We start from the raw sequence: 17,631 nt of genomic DNA on the forward strand, positions 1-17,631 counted from the left end.
ATCCGCGAACCGTCAGCCCGCCAGTCGTCGGAACACCAGCGCCGACGATCCGCACATTGCTGCGCACAGCAGCATCACCGTGGCGATATCCGTCACTGAAGTTTCACTGCGCCCATCAACGCCGGCCAGTACACCCAACAGCACCCCGGCCAGGCTCACCGACATGGCCATGGTCAGCTGCACCGACATCGCCGACAGCGAACTGGCCGCCGCCGAGCGCTCACCGGGTACGTCCTGATAACTGGCAGCACCCAAGGTCGAGAACTGCAGTGAGCGCACCAACCCCGCCGCGAACAGCACCACAGCCATCAGCCAGACCGCGGTATCGCGATCAAAGCCGGCACACAGGGCAATCCCCGCAGCGCTGGCCACGGCATTGCAGCTGAGCACCCGTCGGTAGCCATAGCGCCGCACCAACGGTACCGCCAACAGCTTCATCAGCAGCGCCCCCAGGCCACCGCTGACCACCAGCCAACCGGCCGCCAGCGGGCTCATGCCCAGGCAGTGCTGCAACAACAGCACGATCAGGAACGGCTGCGCCGCCGAGCCGAGGCGAAACAGCCCGCCGCCGGCCTGGGCCACGCCAAAACTGCGCAAGCGCAACAGCGAAAGATCGACCAGTGGGCTGGGGTGGCGCCGCGCATGCAGCAGGTAGCCCAGGGTGCAGGCCAGGCCAGCGGCAACCAGCGCCAAGGCCCAGGCCCGTGGCAATTGCCCCAGCCCCAGCGACTCCAGGCCGAACACCAGCATGGCCAGGGCGCCACCACTGAGCAACAGCCCGCGCACATCCAGCGGCGGCACCGGCCGTGCCGGGTAGTCCGGCACATGGCGCAGTATCAGCCAACAGCCGACCAGGCAGATCGGCAGGTTGATCAGGAAGATCCAGTGCCACGACAGCACCGTCACCAGCAAGCCGCCAAGCAGCGGCCCGATCAGGGGCCCGACCAAGGCCGGCAAGGCCAGCCACGACATGGCCTGCAGCAACTGTTCACGGCTCGACCAGCGCAGGATGATCACCTGCCCCACCGGCGTCATCAACGCCCCCGCCGCGCCCTGCAGCATGCGCCCCAGGCACAGCTGCCAGAGCGTTTCTGCCAGGGCGCAGGCCAGCGAGGCAGCGGTGAACAAGCCCATCGCCAGCAACATCACCTGGCGCGGGCGAAAGCGTTCGGCGGCCCAACCGCTGACCGGCACGCACAGCGCCAGGGCAAGCATGTACAGCGATACCACCAGGTTCATGCGCAGCCCCGGTTCACCGAAGTCGGCGGCCATCTGCGGCAAGGCGGTCATCACCGCCGTGCTGTCGAGCAGTTCCATGAACAGCGCGGCGCCGATGATCACCGGCACCTTGGGGCTTTGCAGATGGCCGGCCAGCAACGCCGGCTGGGCGGTCAAAACAGCCCCGAGACGGGCGGGCGGGTGCCCTTGAGCTGCCAGGCACCGACTACCGCCGCCTTCCACTGGCGCGGGTTGTGGTTGGCCACGGTGCGGGCGTTGCGCCAATGCCGGTCAAGGTTGTGCTGGCGGCCAGTGGTTGAGGCACCGCCCACATCGAACAGGGTTTCGCCCGCCTTGAGCGCCAGCTCGGCCACCAGGTACTGGGCCTGGGCGACCTCGATGGCGGCCTGTTCGACAGCAGCCTCATCCAGCTGCGCGGCCCAGGCCTTGTCGATGCTTGCCGCAGCCTTGCGCACCAGGGCCTCGGCGCCGTAGGCACGGGCGGCGATATCGCCTACCGACAGTTCCACGTAGGGGTCATCCACCGAACGGCTGGCCGTGCTGTGCTTGATCGGCCGGGCATGCTCGCGGGCAAAGCGCGTGGCGTCTTCCAGCGCGTTGCGGGCGATGCCGGCCAGCACGGTACCGAGGAACAGCTGCAGGAACGGTGTGACGACAGTGCGCTTGCCCTCCTCGACGGTACGCGTGCGGATCTCGCTGGCCTCGACCCGCACGTTGCGCAGGTGCGTGGTACCGCTGGCGGTGAGGCGCTGGCCCATGGCGTCGAAGTCGTCGACCAGCTCCAGGCCCTCGCGGTCACGCGGCAGGATGAACGACACCGGCTGCTCGTTCTCGTCCAGGGCCACGGCACTGACGTAATCAGCGAACAAGGCGCCGGTGCTGTAGAACTTGCTGCCGTTGGCGCGGTAGTACTCGCCCTCGCGTACCAGCCGTGCCGCGATGGAGCCGTTGGCACCGCCCAGTTCCCAGCCGGCATTGCCGATCACCGCGCCTTGCAGGTATCGCGCAAACCAGCGCTCGCGCTCTTGCTCGGCGCCTTCGCCCTGCGCGGCCAACAGGCCTTCGACGAAGGCAAAGCCCGGGCGCAGGGCCTGGGCGACGTTGGAGTCGACTGCAGCGACCTGCAGCAGCAGTTCGATCACATCGCTGACACTGCCGCCAGGGCCGCCGTACTGGGTCGGGATACGCACGGTGTAAAGCCCGGCAGCCGCCAGTTGGGCGATGGCTTCGTGGGGCAGCTGGCGTTCGCGCTCGCGTTGTGCGGCGCCTGCGCCGATGGCTGGCAACAAGGCGACGATGCGGGCCTTCAGTTCTGCGATGTGGGCGGCAGGAGCCTGGGCTGGGAAACGTTGAAATGTGGTCATGGTTCAGTCCTTTAAATGCAGCTTTCAAAAATGAGACGCCCGCCCTTGTGGGAGCGGGTTTACCCGCGAACACCGGCGAAGCCGGTGCCATGCACCGCGTTGCCTGCTTCGCGGGTAAACCCGCTCCCACAGGGGATCGCACCAGCGCTGGGAAATTGAGCAGTCATCAGATCGCGATTTTCCAGAGGCGGGTTTCGTCGAACAGGTCGAAGGCTTCGTGTTCCAGGTCCAGCGGTGGCACCACCAGGGCGGCGCCGCTGCCGGGCAGGCGTGGTACCGCGCCAAGCAGCCGTCGGGTGTATGCGTGGGCCGGGCGCTCGAACAACTGCTCGACCGGTGCCTGCTCCACCACCTGGCCGTGGCGCATCACCAGCACGTCGTCGCTGACATGGCGGATCACCCCCAGGTCGTGGGAAATGAACAGGTAGGCCAGGCCCAGCTCGTCCTGCAGATCAGCCAGCAGATCGAGCACCTGGGCCTGCACCGACACGTCCAGGGCCGAAACCGGTTCATCGCAGATGATCACCTTCGGCTCGCTGGCAATCGCCCGGGCGATCGCCACTCGCTGACGCTGGCCGCCGGACAGTTGCAATGGCCGGCGCTGGGCCAGCTCAGCCGGCAAGCGCACCTGGCCCAGCAGCACGGCAATCCGCGCCGGCCGCTCCGCCGCTTCGATACCGGCCACCTGCAAGGCATCATCAAGAATGTGCGCCACGCTCCAGCGCGGGTCGAACGAGCCCAGTGGGTCTTGGTAGATCACGCTGATCTCGCGGCGCAACGGCCGGCGCACGGCTTCGCTTACGGCATTGGCCGGGCGGTTCCACGGCTGGCCGCGGTACAGCACTTCACCCTGGTCCGGCTGCAACAGGCCGAGGGCAATGCGCGCCACCGTGGTCTTGCCCGAACCGGATTCGCCGACGATGCCCAAGGTGCGCCCGGCGCGCAGGGTGAAGTCGACACCTTGCAGCACCTGGCGAACCAGCCCGTCCGGGCCAAGATAGCGCTTGCCCAGGCCACGCCCTTCCAGCAGCACATCACAGTGAGCGCGCGCACGCGGCTCACGGCGCACGCCTGCCCGCTCCGGTGAAAGCCGGCTGCCACGCGGGTGTTCGGCGGGCACCGCGGCCAGCAGAGCCCGGGTGTAGGGGTGGCGCGGCTGGCGCAGCACCTGCTGCATCGGCCCCTGCTCCACCACGTCGCCGTGGCGCAGCACCACCACGTCGTCGGCCAGTTGCGCAACCACCGCCAGGTCGTGGCTGATGATCAGCAGCGAGGCGCCGCGGGCCTTGATCTGCTGGAACACCTCGAGGATCTGCGCCTGCACCGTGGCGTCCAGTGCAGTGGTCGGCTCATCGGCGATCACCAGCGCAGGGTCCAGGGCCAGGGCACTGGCGATCAATGCGCGCTGACGCAGGCCACCGGACAATTGCCCGGGCCGCTGGCGAGCGCGCAGCTCGACGTCGGGCACACCTACCCGCTCAAGCAACTCGTGCACCCGCGCAGCACGCAACTGACGGTCGCCGTAGCGGTGAGTCTGCAGCACTTCGAGCACTTCCTTGCCTACCGGCCGCAACGGATCGAGCGAAACCAGCGCATCCTGCAGCACGAAGCCGATGTCCTTGCCGCGTACCTCGCGCCACTGGCGCTCGCCTAGGTCGAGCAGGTCATGCCCGGCAAAACTCAGCTGACGGGCGCTCACCTGCGCCTTGGCGCCGGCCAGGCCAACCAGGCTGCGGGCACTGACGCTCTTGCCCGAACCGGACTCGCCGACCAACGCCACGCAGCGCCCCGCCGGCAAGGTGAAGGACAGGTCGCGCACCACACTGTGGCCCGCGAAGGCCACGTTCAAGCCTTCGACGATCAGGGTCTTGTCGTTCATGGCTGGCGGCCCTCCAGGCGTTGTTGGATGTAGCGGCCAGTCACTGTCGTGGCCAAGGTGGTGAGGACGATGAACAGGCCTGGGAAAAAGGTCAGCCACCAGGCATTGGCGATGAAGTCGCGGCCCATGGACAACATGGTCCCCCACTCCGGCGCAGGGGGCCTGGCGCCCAAGCCGAGGAAACTCAACGCCGAAGCCCAGACGATGGCTTGACCCACGCCCATGGTCAGCGTCACCACCAGTGGCCGCATCGCGTTTGGCAGCAACTGGCGCAGGACGATGCGCGAGGTCGGGTGCCCCAATGCCCGCGCCGCCTCGATGTAACCGGCGTTGCGCACTGCCAGCACCTGGCCGCGCACCATGCGCGCATAGCCCGGCGCCCCCCCCAGCCCGGTGGCGACGATCAGCGGGCCGACGCCGCTGCCGAACACCGCCACGAACAACAGCGCCAGCACCAGGCTGGGGAAGGCGAACAGCACTTCCAGCAACCAGCCCAGCGCGCGGTCCACCCGCGCGCCGCCAAGGCCGCTGAGCAAACCGAGGGTGATGGCGATGGCCATGGCAATGGCGGTGGCCGCCACGCCGATCAGCAGGCTTTGCCGCGCGCCGTGAATGATCCGCGCAAAGATGTCCCGGCCCGACTGGTCGGTACCCAGCCAGTGCACCCAGCTGGGCGGCTGGAACGCGTCACGGGGGACGATGGCCAACGGGTCGATGCGGGTGAACAGCCCGGGGGCCAGCGCGGCCAGGATCAACGCCGACAGAAACAGGATCGCCAGGCTGGCGCCCAGTGGCGGCAGCTTCCACTGGCGCTGGCGACGCAATGGCGCAAGGGTTCGTTCAAGTGTCAGGTCAGTCATGCTGCAGCCTCCTGTTGCCGTGGGTCGATCCACTGGTACAGCAGGTCGACCAGAATGTTCGCCAGTACGTAACCGGCCGCCACCACCAGGCTGATGCCGATCACCAGGGGCATGTCCTGGGCCTGCACCGCCTGGTACAGCTGCCGGCCAATGCCCTTGCGCGAGAAGATCACCTCGCACACCACTGCGCCGCTGATCAACGCGCCGATGGCCCAGCCCGACAGCGAAACGCCAGGCAGCAAGGCATGGCGCAGGGCATGGCGAAAACGCACGGCCAGGTCGCTGAGCCCCCGTGTGCGAGCCGTGAGCACGAAGGGTTGTTCAAGGGTCAGCTCAAGGGATTCGCGAGTGACCTGGGCAATGAAGCCGGCCAACGGAATCGCCAGCGAGAACGCCGGCAGCACCAGGCTGGCAATGCTGTCGCTACCGGCGGGCGGGAACCAGCGCAGGCCGAAGGCGAACACGGCCAGCAGCACCACGCCAAGCCAGAAGTGCGGCAAGGCCGCGCTGAGGGTTTCGGCCAGCGACGCGATGCCGCCCACCACCCGGCCACGCCCGGCAGTGACCACCGTCAGCAGCAGGACCAGCAGCCAGGCCAGTACCAACGCGGCGATGGTCAGCTCAAGCGTTGCCCCGCCCTGTTCGAGCAGCACGCGGGTGACCGGCAAGTGCTGCGAGTAGGACACACCCAGGTCACCGTGCAGCAGGCGCCCAAGGTAGAACAGGTATTGCACCGCCAATGGCTGGTCGAGGCCGAACTCGACGCGGGCGGCCTCGATCGCTTCCGGCGTCGGGTTGGCGCTGGGGCCACCGAGAATCGCCAGCACCGGGTCACCTGGCATCAGGCGCAGGGCAAAGAACGTCAGGGTCGCCACTGCCCACAGCACCAGCACGCCGCCGCCCAGCCGGACGGCAGCGCGCCGGCCCAGGGCGGCCAGGCGTTCGCGGCGCGGGTCGCTTATCGCCAGTGTCGTCGTACTCATTTGTTCACCCATGCGTCATAGAGGTAGGTCACCGCCAGCGAAGGCTCCAGGCGCACACCGTGGGCGGTCTTGTAGATGCCCAGGCGCGTGCTCTGCGGGTAGGTGGTGAGTTGCAGGTAGCGCGCGGCGGCCTGTTGCTGCGCCTTGAAGTAGTGCTGGCGGCGCTGGTCGGCGTCCTGGGTGGCCAGGGCGCTGTCAAGCAACGCGTCGTAGCCGGGGTCGGCGTAGCCGGAGGAGTTCTGGTGGTAGCCGCCGACCCCGGCCGGTTGCACGAATGCGCTGGTGAAGATGATGCGCAGCACGTCGGGGGTGTTGGTGTTCCAGTAGCCGATGCGGATGTCGTAGTCCCAGGCGGCCTGGCGAGCGGTGACCTGGGCGTCGCTCATCTGGTCGAGCACCAGCTCCAGGCCAGCCTGGCGGGTGGTGGCCTGCACCTGTTCCCACAGGGTCAGCTCCGACGGCGGCGTGCGCGCACCGATCAGCACGACGGCGCGCAGCCGCTGGCCGTTCTTTGTGCGGTAGCCCTCGTTGTCGCGGCCGGTCCAGCCGGCTTCGTCGAGCAGCTTGGCGGCGCGGGCCGGGTCGTAGTCCTGGCTGTGCTCGAAGTCGCCACTGTAGAACGGCGTGGCCATGCTCAGCGGGCCACCGGCGCGGGGGAACTCGCCGAAGTAGACACTTTTGAGCGCACCCTCGACATCGGCGCTACGCACGAAGGCCTCACGCACGCGGCTGTCGTCGAACGGCGCCCGGCGCAGGTTGAAGGTACCGTTGGTGGGGTTGCCCGGGCGCTGGGCGATGATCAGGTCGACGTCGGGGTTGCGCCGTGCCGCCTCGTGGGACTCTGGCGGCAGCGCTTCGATCACGTCGACCTCACCGGCCTGCAGCGAGGCGAAGCGCACCGAGGGTTCCTGGATGAACTTCCAGACGATGCGTTCGAGGTAGGCCGGGCCTTGATGCTGCGCCGTCGGCGGCGCCCAGTTGTAGTCCGGGTTGCGCACCAGTTCCACCTGGTTCTGCCGGTCCCAGCGCACCACCTTGAACGGCCCGCTGCCTACCGGGCTTTCGCAGTTCTCGTCGCGGCTGCGCAACAGCGCGGTGGGTGACTGGATGCCGAGGAAGCCCTGGGCGAGGACTTCGAGGAACGCGGCGTATGGCGTCGCCAAGGTGACCTCGGCGGTGTAGGGATCAAGGACCTTGGTGCCGCGGTACTGGCGGATGTACCCCCCTGCGGTACTGGACTGGGTCTTGGGGTTGGCCATGTGGTCGAGGTTGGCCTTGACCGCGTCGGCATTGAAGGGGGTGCCGTCGGTGAAGTGCACGTCGCGGCGCAGGTGGAAGGTGTAACGCAGGCCGTCTGGGGAGACTTCCCAGCGGCTGGCAAGCCAGGGGCCGATCTGGCCTTGGCTGTCCATCGAAACCAGCGAGTCGAGGTACTGCTGGGCCACGAACACCTGGGGCATGTCGCCGGCCACGTGGGGGTCCAGGCAGGTGGGCTCGCGGTCGGTCGCGTAGACCAGGGTGCCGCCCTGCTGTGGCGTTGTGCTTTGCGCGGTGTGCTGCCCGGCTTTTTCGCAGCCGAGCAAGGCCAGTGCGGCGCAGAGCGGTATCACGGGAAGGATGGGTGTGTTCAAGGGCGCTCCTGCGGGGACTGGGCTGTGAAAGGCCTGTTGCAGGAGTTGTGCCGGGTTCAAGGGGTTGATTTTGCTGGGGTTTGGGGGCGATTTGATGCTGGGGCGGGGGCAAAATGTCTGGGGGGTGTTTGGGGGGCAACAGTGTTCGTCGATAGCGAGGTGGCGCCTATGAGATCGAGCGCCGCCCGCGCGGCGCATCGCGGATGAATCCGCTCCTACATTTGTTGCAACGTGGCCATGCCTGTGAGGTCATGGTTGTCAGCCGGTTTGTACGGCTTAAGTCATGCGCCAAGGCGGACAACCATGGCGTAACAGGTTCGGCACGTTGCAACAAATGTAGGAGCGGATTCATCCGCGATGCGCCGCGCGGGCGGCGCTCGTTCTCACAGGCGCAGCAACCCTCCCGGCGCACACGTGGTGGCCCTGATGCGCCTTCAAACCTGGCGGGCCTCATCGCGGATGAATCCGCTCCTACAGACCGGAGTGAGCAAATGGGCCCGCACAGGTTTATACCGCAATCCGTTCAAACCACCGAGGCCGCGCCGCCGGCAGATGCGGCACCGCATCGAGCAAGGCTCGGGTGTAGGGATGACGTGGCTGCCCGAGCACCTGCGCCACCGACCCTTGTTCCACCACCCTGCCCCCATGCATCACCAGCACCTGATCACTCACCTGCTCCACCACGCCAAGGTCATGGGAAATGAACAGGCACGCCAGGTTCAGCTCCGCCTTGAGCTCCGCCAGCAATGCCAGGATCCGCGCCTGCACCGACACGTCCAGCGCCGAAACCGGCTCATCCAGCACCAATACCTTGGGTTTCATGGCCAGCGCCCGGGCAATCGCGATGCGCTGGCGTTGCCCGCCAGACAACTCCAGCGGGCGCCGGTCCAGCAGCCCCACCGGTAACTGCACCCGCTCCAGCAACGCAGCCGCCTCGGTACGCTGCAAACCACGCGGTACACCAGCCTGGGCCAGCGCTTCGGCCAGCACACGCAACACGGTATAACGCGGGTCGAACGAGGCCAGCGGGTCTTGGAACACCACCTGAATCCCCTTCCGGGCCTGGCGCTGCTGTGCGGCGGAAAGCGCCAGCCAGTCCTGCCCGGCCAACTGCACACTGCCCTGCTCCGGTCGCTCCAGGCCCAGCAGGATGCGGCCCAGCGTGCTCTTGCCAGAGCCAGACTCGCCGACCACGCCAAGGGTCTGCCCGGCGCGCAGCTGCAGGGACACATCGCTCAACACCTCACGCGGCTTGCCGTCCGGCCCGACGAACGCCTTGCTCAGGCCGCGTGCTTCCAGCACCAAGGGTTGCTCGTCCACGGTGTCCTCCACCAGCGCCAGCGCCGGCACCAGCGGGCGCTGAAAGTGCACCGCCCGCGCTGCGCTCAGCAGGCGTTGGGTATAAGGGTCCTGCGGGTCCTGCAGGATCTGCTCGACACTGCCCTGCTCCACCACCACGCCATGGCGCATCACCGCCACCCAATCGGCCAGGCGCGCAACCACCGCCAGGTCGTGGCTGACCATCAGCAGGCTGTTGTCGCGCGCGCGCAATTGCTCCAGCAGGTCAAGGATCTGCGCCTGAACCGTGGCATCAAGCGCGGTGGTGGGCTCGTCGGCGATCAGCAGGCGCGGCTGGCAGGCGATGGCCGAGGCAATCAGCGCGCGCTGGCGCAGGCCGCCGGACAACTGCCACGGGTATTGCCGGGCACGGAGTTCGGGCGCCGGCACGCCGACCTGGCGCAGCAGTTCGAGCACCCGCAAGCGGCGTTGCTCGGCAGCCAGGTCGGTGTGCAACAGCAGAGGTTCTTCGATCTCGGCACCCACGCGCCGCAGCGGATCAAGCGAGCCCAGCGCATCCTGCATGACGAAGCCGATACGCCCACCGCGCAAACGCTGCCAGGCGTTTTCGCCGAGGTGGCGCAAGTCCTGCCCGGCAAAGGCCAGGCACTGTGCCTGCACTTGAGCGCCACGCCCGGTGAGGCCGACCAGGGTACGCGCCGTGACGCTCTTGCCCGAACCCGATTCGCCCACCAGCGCCAGGCATTGCCCGGCATGCAGTTGCAGGTCGACGCCGTGCACCACCGGCACACCGTTGAAGCTCACGCGCAGGCCGCGGATGTCCACCAAGGGTGCCGGGTGCTTTTCGAAGATGCTCATGGGGTTCTGCCCTCGCTACGGCGCAGCCAATCGCGGCCGATGACGGTGATGGAAATGACAGTCAGGGTGATTGCCAATGCCGGCCAGGCCATCAGCCAGGGCGCATTGGCCATGAAGTTGCGCGCCACCGCCATCATCGCGCCCCATTCAGGCGCTGGCGGTGGTGCGCCGAAGCCGAGGAAGCTCAGCGCGGCGGCAGCGGTGATGGCGCCGCCCAGGCCGATGCAGGCCAGGATCAGCACAGGTTGCAAGGCGTTGGGCAGTACGTGGGCCAGCACCACAGCCGAGCGTTTGCGGCCCAGCGTCACGGCGGCTTCGACGAAGCCGGCGTGGCGGATGGTCAGGGCCTGGGCGCGGACCAGGCGGGCGTAGCGTGGGACCGAGGCGATGCCGACGGCGAGGATCAGGTTGCTGGTGCCCTGGCCAAACAGGGTGATGATGACCAGCGCCAGCAGCAGGTCGGGGATGGCCAGCAGGACATCGACGGCGCGCATCAGCAGATTGTCCAGCCAGGACGGGGCCAGGCCAGCGACCAGGCCAAGCGAAGTGCCCAAACCGAGGCCGACCAAGGTGGCGGCCAGGCCGATGGAGAGCGATGGACGGGCGCCGTGGATCAGCCGGCTAAGGACGTCGCGGCCGTTTTCGTCGGTGCCGAGCCAGAAGTGGGTATTGGGCGGGAGGTAGGCCAGGCGGGCATCGGCGGCCAAGGGGTCGGTTGGGGAGAGCCAATCAGGGAAGGCTACGGCCAGCAGGAGCAGGGCCAGGATGGACCAGGCCAGCGTCAAGCCGGGGCGAACCTGCCACCGCCTGGTCACTGTGGTCGGTGTCAATGCAATCGCGTTCATGTCTGTCCTTTCTTGATCGCCTGTGCTGGCCTCTTCGCGGCTAAAGCCGCTCCTACAGGGGCTGCACAAAACCTGTAGGAGCGGCTTTAGCCGCGAACAAGGGCGAAGCCCTTGCCATGCGGGCTACGGCGCCGGGTTGGGAATACGGCGGTGCACGGCCTGGATCTCAGCCAGCACTTCGTCGCTGAGCTGCACCTCCAAAGCACCGAGGTTCTCCTGCAACTGCAGCAAGGTGGTCTGCCCGGTGATCGCACTGGCCACGAACGGCTGACGGATCACGAAGGCCAAGGCCAACTGCGCCGGCGTCAGCCCATGCTCCCGGGCAATCTGCACATAGCTGCCAATGGCACTGTTGGCCTCGTCACTGCCATAGCGGTTGAACGTGCGATACACCGACGACAACCGCGAACCCTGCGGCCTGGCCCCGTTCAGGTACTTGCCGGTCAACGCCCCGAATGCCAGCGGTGAATAGGCCAGCAGGCTGACGCCGTCGCGGTGGCTGAACTCTGACAGCCCGTTCTCGTACAGGCGGTTGAGCAGACTGTACGGGTTCTGGATGCTGGCAATACGCGCCAGGCCCTGGTCTTCGCTGTGCCGCAGAAACTGCGCCACCCCCCATGGGGTTTCGTTGGACACGCCGATATGGCGCACCTTGCCGGCCTTGACCTGCTCGTCGAGCACCGCAAGGGTTTCTGCAATGGCGGCGGTTTGCGGGTGGTCATCGACGTAGGGGTATTCGCGGATGCCGAAGAAGTTGCTGCTGCGGTCGGGCCAATGCAGCTGGTAAAGGTCCAGGTAGTCGGTGTTCAGCCGGCGCAGGCTGCCTTCCAGGGCGGCGACGATGTTCTTGCGGTCGTGGTGCGACAGGCCATCGCGGATGTGCACCTGGCCACCCGGGTCACGGGCCGGGCCGGCGATCTTGCTGGCGAGGATGAACGTGTCGCGGTTGCTGCGGGCTTTGATCCAGCTGCCGATGAAGCGCTCGGTGGTGGTCCATGTTTCGGCGCGGGTGGGCGTGGGGTACATCTCGGCGGTGTCGATGAAATTGATGCCGGCAGCGATGGCAGCGTCCAGTTGCTGGTGGGCGTCCTGTTCGGTGTTCTGGTGGCCCCAGGTCATGGTGCCGAGGCTGAGCAGGCTGACCTTAAGGTCGGTGTGGCCGAGTGGGCGGTAGCGCATGGGTGCATCCTGATGAATGGGTCTTGGGTTTGAGGTCCTGGGGCTGCTCTGCTACCCATCGCCGGCAAGCCAGCGATGGGTGCGCAAAGCGCCCCTAGGCAGCGAACTGGTTGTGGGCCTTGGGCAAGCCCAGGTGCTCGCGCAGGGTGGTGCTTGTGTATTCGGTGCGGAACAGCCCACGTTTTTGCAGCAACGGCACCACCTCCTCGACGAACACCCGTGCACCGGACGGGAACATGTCGGGCATGATGTTGAAGCCATCCCCCGCCCCCGCCAGGAACCACTCGGCCAGGGTGTCGGCGACCTGCTCCGGTGTGCCGACGGCCAACCGATGCCCCACCAGAATCCGCCGCGACAGCTGGCGGATGGTCAGGTTCTCGCTGCGCGCCAGGTTCAACTGGGCTTCGAGAAAACCATGGGACCCCCGCTCGAAGTCCGCCACCGCGCCAATCCGTTCCCAGGGCAACGGCGCGTCCGGGTCCAGCTCGCTGGCATCGATGCCGATGCGCCCCGCCACCTGCTGCAGCAGGCCATGCTCGCCATGCCAGGCATTGAGCTGGTCAAAACGTGCATGGGCCTCGGCCTCGGTACTGCCGATCACGGTCGACAGGCCCGGCATGATCTTCAGGTGCTGCGGGTCACGCCCCCAGGCCTTGGCGCGGGCTTTCATCTCCTGGTAGAACGCCTGGCCGTCGGCCAAGGTGGTCTGGGTGGTGAAGATTGCGTCGGCATAGCGTGAACCCAGTGCCTTGCCGCCTTCGGAGGAGCCGGCCTGCACCAGCACCGGCCGCCCTTGGGGCGAGCGCGGCAGGTTCAGCGGGCCCTTGACCTGAAAGTGCTTGCCCTGGAAGTCCAGGGTATGAACCTTGCGCGGGTCGGCGAAGCGGCCGGCGGCGCGGTCGCCGATGACCGCGTCATCTTCCCAGCTGTCCCACAGTTTCAGGGTCACATCGACGAACTCCTCGGCACGCCCATAACGGTCGACATGCAGCGGCGCGCCCGCCAGGCCGAAGTTCTGCGCCGCTGCGTCACCGGCATTGGTGACCACGTTCCAGGCTGCACGGCCGCCGCTGATATGGTCCAGCGAGGCGATGCGCCGGGCCAGGTTGAACGGCTCGTTGTAGGTGCTGGAACAGGTGGCGATCACGCCGATGCGCTCGGTGGCGGCGGCCACGGCGGTGAGCAGCACAGTCGGTTCCAGGCGCCCGCCGGGTTGGGCGGACACATCCGGCGGCAACGCCGGGCCATCGGCAAGGAAGATCGCGTCCAGGCAACCGCGCTCGGAAATGCGCGCGATGTCGCGGTAGTAGTTGACGTCGATATAGGCATCGAGCGCCGCCTCGCCCTGGCGCCAGGCGCCGGAGTGCGAGCCAAAGCCCAGGATGTTCATGCCCAGGCTCATCTGTTTGGTGGTCATTGGGGGTTCTCCTGTTCAGACCGCGCTGGCTTCGTCGCCGCTGCCTTGCCCTTGGCTGGCGGCAGCATGGCGGGCGCGCCAGGCCTGGGCCGGGCTGATGCCGTTGAGGTAGTAGTCGCCCAGCGCCTGCTCGCGGTAGATCGCCGGGTTGTGCGAGGCCAGGGTGCGCGCGTTGCGCCAGTGGCGGTCGAGGCGACGGGCATTGCTGGTGGCCGAGGCGCCGCCGACCTCGAACAGCAAGGTGCACGCTTGCAGCACCTGCGGCAGGACGATCTGCTGAGCCTGGAACGCCTGGATTTCGGCCTCGGTGTAAAGCTGCTCAGGCACCTCGCCTTGCTGCCCCGCTTCAAACACCGCTTGCAGGCTCTGGCCCACGGCAGTCACCTGGGCCTCGGCGGCGAACGCCAGGCTCGACAGCCGGCCGATCACCGCCTGCACCAGCGGGTCGGCGGCCGGCTGTGACTGCCCCGGCACACCAAAGGCGCGGGTGCGGCCCTGGACGAAGGCCACGGCATCGGCCAGCACCGCACGGCTGATGCCCGCCAGCGTTGCCAGGTGCACCGCCTGGTAGAACGCCGTGAGGTACGATTCGGCGCGCAATTCGCCCTTGGCGAAACGCCGCAGCAGATGCTGCGGTTGCACCTTCACCTGGGTGAAGCGCGTGGTACCGCTGCCGGTCAGGCGCTGGCCGAAGCCGTCCCAGTCATCGACCCGCTCCACGCCCTGCGCACGGGTCGGCACCGCCAGGCTGACGAAGTCGTCGCCGTGGTTGGCCACGGCCGCGACCCAGTCGGCGTAGAGGGTGCCAGTGCAATAGTACTTCTCACCCTCCAGTCGGTAACCGCCCTCGCCCTCAATGAGCTGCACGGTATTGCCGGTGCTGTCGGTGCGCTCGGCCATGGCCGCGCCCCACAGCTCACCGGCGACCACGCGGGCGAACCAGTAGTCCTGGGACGCAGCATCATTGGACGACAGGCGCCCTTCGACAAAGCCGAAGTGGGCGCGAAAAATCTGCGGCAGGTTGGAATCGGCCTGGCCCAGGCGCACCAGTTGGCGCAGCAGCTGCGCCAAGGTCACGCCAAGGCCGCCATGGCTGCGCGGCACACGCAGGGCGCCAAGGCCGGCTTCGCGCAGCCAGGCCACCGGTTCATGGGCCAAGGTACGCTGCTGCTCGCGGGCTACCGCGCCTTCGGCGATGCGCGCGTACAACGGCGCAAAGCGCTCATCCAGTTCGGCATCGGTAATCGGGGTTTGACTCATGACGGTTCCTTTCTCGTGAATTCAGGGGCGCGCGGTGCGCGGGTCGATGGCGTGGGTCGCCAGGTCCACCAGCAGGTTGACCAGCACGTAGATAGCCGCTGCCAGCAGGGTCACACCGAGCACCAGCGGCACATCCTTGGTGGCGGTGGCGTCGAACATCAGGCGGCCGATGCCTTGCCGGCCAAACAGCAGTTCCAGCACCACGGCCCCGCCGAGCAGGCTGGCGAACACGTAGCCGGCCAGGGTCACCAGTGGCACCAGGGCGTGGCGCAAGGCATGGCGCAGGCGCACCGCGGTATCGCCCATGCCGCGGGCGCGGGCCTGGGTAATGAAGGGTTGCTCCAGCACCTGCTCCAGCGACTGGCGCAGCACCTGGGCCAGAACCGCCGCGATCGGCAGCGCCAGGGCCAGGCTGGGCAGCAGCAGCGAGCGCCAGCCGCTCGAACCGGACGGCGGCAAAACATGAAAGTAGAAGGCGAAAGCCAGCAGCAGCACCGTGCCGATCACGAAGTTGGGCGCCGAGGACAGCACCAGTTCGATGCCCGATACCAGCGCCCGCAGGCGTCGCCCACGGTTGGCGGTGAGCAGCGCCGAGGCCAGCGCCAGCAGCACCGCCAACACGGCCGCACTGCTGGCCAGGGCCAGCGTCGCGCCGGCCTGCTCGGCAATCGCCTGGCCAACCGGAATGCGCAGCCGGTACGACTCGCCCAGCTCACCTTGGGCCAGGCGCAGCAGGTAATGGCCGTACTGCACCCACAGCGGCTGATCGAGGCCATATTCGGCGCGCACCTGGGCCAGCATCGCTGCGCTCGGCATGGCGTCCGGGCCACCGAGAATGGCCAGGGCGGTGTCGCCACCGCTGTGCTGCATGCCGAGGAAGGTCAGACTCGCCGCCGCCCACAACACGATCACGCCGTCGCGCAGGCGACGCAACAAGGTCAGTAGCAGGTTCATGGTTGCTCCTTTTGCTGGGCTCGAGCGTCCAGCCACACGCTGGTGAACAGCGGAACGTTGTGCGAGCCGTCGAACAGCACGCCGCCAAGCACATTGCGGTAGGCCAGCAGCATCTGGCTTTCCACCGAGGGCACCGCCGGCACGGTCTCACCCAGGCGTTGCTGGGCCTGGCGATACAGCGTGCGGCGTTGTGCGGGGTCAGTGCTGCGGCGGGCTTCGCCGAGCAACTGGTCGAGGCTGACGTCACGGAAGTGGCCAACGTTCTGGCCGATCATCCTCGCGCTGGGGATCGACTGGCTGTGATAAAGGATGTACAGGCCGTCGGCGGTGTTGGTGTGCCAGTAGCCGCCGCCCAGGGCATCGAAGTTGCCGAGGTAGCGCAGCTCCATGACCTTGCTGATCGGCAGCAGCTCGATGCGCAGGTCGAAGCCGACCTTGCGCAGGTCCGCCTGGGCCGCCACCGAGACATTGGCCGGGAACGCCGGGTTGTCGTAGGTCAGCAAGGTCGCCCCGAGGCGCTGGCCGTTGCGCGTGCGATAGCCTTCGGCATCACGCCCGCTCCAGCCGGCGGCATCGAACAGGCGCGCCGCTGCGGCGGGGTCGAAGGCCAGCGCATCGCGCGCCACCGGGTCGTAGCCGGGGGTGTTCACGGCAAGAAAGTCGCCCTTGGCCAGGTACTCGCCGAAACCGGAGATCCACGCCAGGCCGTCGCGGTCGATGGCCTTGGCCACCGCCTGGCGCACCCGCACGTCATCGAACGGCACGCGCTCGACATTGAAGGTGATGCTGCGCGCCGGGTTGCCTTTGCGGATGCGGTTGCGCAAGGTCAGCTGCGGGTTGGCGCGGATCGCCGTTGCGTTCTGTGCCGGGGCGTCCAGGGCCATGTCGTTGTCGCCGGCTTCCAGCGAGGTATAGCGGATCATCGCTTCGGGCACGTAGCTCAGCTCGATGCCGTCGAGGTAGGCCTCGCCTTGATGGTTGATCGCCGCTGGCGCCCAGTTGTAGCCCGGGCGGCGGGTGAAACTGGCGCGCTGGTCACGCACCCAGCCGGTCAACACGAATGGCCCGGTACCGATCGGCTGGTTGGCGATGGTCGCGGGCGCCTCTTTGATCTGCCGCGGCGAGATCATCCCCAGCCAGGCTTGCGAGAGTACATCGAGAAACGGCGCGTAGGGCGCGCTCAAGGTGGCCTCGAAGGTGAAAGCATCGACCACCCTGCCGCGCAGGTAGGGTGCGATGTAGGCAGCGGCCAGCGGCGACTTGGTCTTCGGGTCGCGCATGTGTTCGAGGTTGACCCGGACCGCTTCGGCGTCGAAGCGCTCGCCGTCGCTGAAGGTGACGTCGTCACGCAGGTGGAAGGTGTAGGTCAGGCCGTCAGCGCTGATCGCCCAGCTTTTGGCCAGCCAAGGCGTCAGGGTGCCATCCTCGGCCTGGTAGACCAGGCAGTCGAAGAGAATGCGGCCCATCCACTGCATGTTGCCGTTGGACAACGCATGGATATCGAAGCTGCCGGCGTCAGCCGCAGCCGACACGCGCAAGGTGCCGCCGCGCTGGCCGGCCTGCTGCTCGACGAAGTCGCTGGCCGGGTAGCGCATCACGCCATTCACTTCGCTGACCGCTTCGCCCTTCAGGGTGCCCTGGGTGGGTGGTGGCGTGGCGGGTGAACAGGCGGCAACTAACAGCGCACTGGCCAACAGGCATGACTTTAATAATCGGACATTTGGCTGCACAGCAGGCCCTTTATATAGACGGCTACATAAAGTGTTGTTGCAGTTGTCGTGCCAGCCTTTTACGTGCGTATTTACTGGGGATTGGTAAATAACCAAATTTGCCAGGCAAACAAACTGCCCGCTCGCTGTTGGA

General features: G+C 67.3%; 13 protein-coding genes. All 13 read right to left on the minus strand.

All coding sequences use genetic code 11. The features are described 5' to 3' along the window. Positions 1-12: 12 nt before the first annotated feature. Entirely contained in the window at positions 13-1,395 is a 1,383-nt protein-coding gene (locus H040_RS06295) for an MFS transporter (RefSeq protein ID WP_050437254.1), read from the minus strand. Then, on the minus strand, positions 1,392-2,603 hold the full coding sequence (locus H040_RS06300) for an acyl-CoA dehydrogenase family protein (RefSeq protein WP_027920391.1): 1,212 nt from the start codon (positions 2,601-2,603) through the stop codon (positions 1,392-1,394). The genes H040_RS06295 and H040_RS06300 overlap by 4 nt, the downstream gene beginning before the upstream one ends. Before the next feature lie 166 nt (positions 2,604-2,769). Further along, the gene (locus H040_RS06310; protein ID WP_027920392.1) at positions 2,770-4,482 is read right to left on the minus strand and encodes a dipeptide ABC transporter ATP-binding protein; all 1,713 of its coding nucleotides are present in this window, start codon (positions 4,480-4,482) and stop codon (positions 2,770-2,772) included. Continuing rightward, the gene (locus H040_RS06315; protein WP_027920393.1) at positions 4,479-5,342 is read right to left on the minus strand and encodes an ABC transporter permease; all 864 of its coding nucleotides are present in this window, start codon (positions 5,340-5,342) and stop codon (positions 4,479-4,481) included. Before H040_RS06315 ends, H040_RS06310 begins: the two co-directional genes overlap by 4 nt. Next, complete coding sequence (locus tag H040_RS06320; RefSeq protein WP_033696574.1) at positions 5,339-6,325, minus strand: ABC transporter permease; 987 nt, start codon at positions 6,323-6,325, stop codon at positions 5,339-5,341. Before H040_RS06320 ends, H040_RS06315 begins: the two co-directional genes overlap by 4 nt. Next, positions 6,322-7,914 (minus strand): ABC transporter substrate-binding protein, encoded by a 1,593-nt coding sequence (locus tag H040_RS06325; RefSeq protein WP_371260268.1) that lies wholly within the window; start codon positions 7,912-7,914, stop codon positions 6,322-6,324. The genes H040_RS06320 and H040_RS06325 overlap by 4 nt, the downstream gene beginning before the upstream one ends. 549 nt (positions 7,915-8,463) lie before the next feature. Continuing rightward, positions 8,464-10,113, minus strand: coding sequence for a dipeptide ABC transporter ATP-binding protein (locus tag H040_RS06330; protein ID WP_027920396.1), 1,650 nt, complete (start codon positions 10,111-10,113; stop codon positions 8,464-8,466). After that, positions 10,110-10,958, minus strand: a complete 849-nt coding sequence (locus H040_RS06335) for an ABC transporter permease (RefSeq protein ID WP_050437256.1) — start codon at positions 10,956-10,958, stop codon at positions 10,110-10,112. The genes H040_RS06330 and H040_RS06335 overlap by 4 nt, the downstream gene beginning before the upstream one ends. A gap of 123 nt (positions 10,959-11,081) precedes the next feature. Then, on the minus strand, positions 11,082-12,137 hold the full coding sequence (locus H040_RS06340) for an NADP(H)-dependent aldo-keto reductase (RefSeq protein ID WP_027920398.1): 1,056 nt from the start codon (positions 12,135-12,137) through the stop codon (positions 11,082-11,084). 94 nt (positions 12,138-12,231) lie between these two features. Continuing rightward, complete coding sequence (locus H040_RS06345; protein WP_027920399.1) at positions 12,232-13,554, minus strand: LLM class flavin-dependent oxidoreductase; 1,323 nt, start codon at positions 13,552-13,554, stop codon at positions 12,232-12,234. A 15-nt stretch (positions 13,555-13,569) separates the two neighbouring features. Further along, a complete protein-coding gene (locus H040_RS06350; protein WP_027920400.1) occupies positions 13,570-14,814 on the minus strand; it encodes an acyl-CoA dehydrogenase family protein in 1,245 nt (414 codons plus the stop codon). A 21-nt stretch (positions 14,815-14,835) separates the two neighbouring features. Continuing rightward, entirely contained in the window at positions 14,836-15,768 is a 933-nt protein-coding gene (locus tag H040_RS06355) for an ABC transporter permease (RefSeq protein ID WP_027920401.1), read from the minus strand. Beyond that, positions 15,765-17,462, minus strand: a complete 1,698-nt coding sequence (locus H040_RS06360; protein WP_335740027.1) for an ABC transporter substrate-binding protein — start codon at positions 17,460-17,462, stop codon at positions 15,765-15,767. Before H040_RS06360 ends, H040_RS06355 begins: the two co-directional genes overlap by 4 nt. Between the last annotated feature and the right edge of the window lie 169 nt (positions 17,463-17,631).

The sequence above is a fragment of the Pseudomonas sp. URMO17WK12:I7 genome (assembly GCF_003269045.1).
Lineage (GTDB): Bacteria > Pseudomonadota > Gammaproteobacteria > Pseudomonadales > Pseudomonadaceae > Aquipseudomonas > Aquipseudomonas putida_J.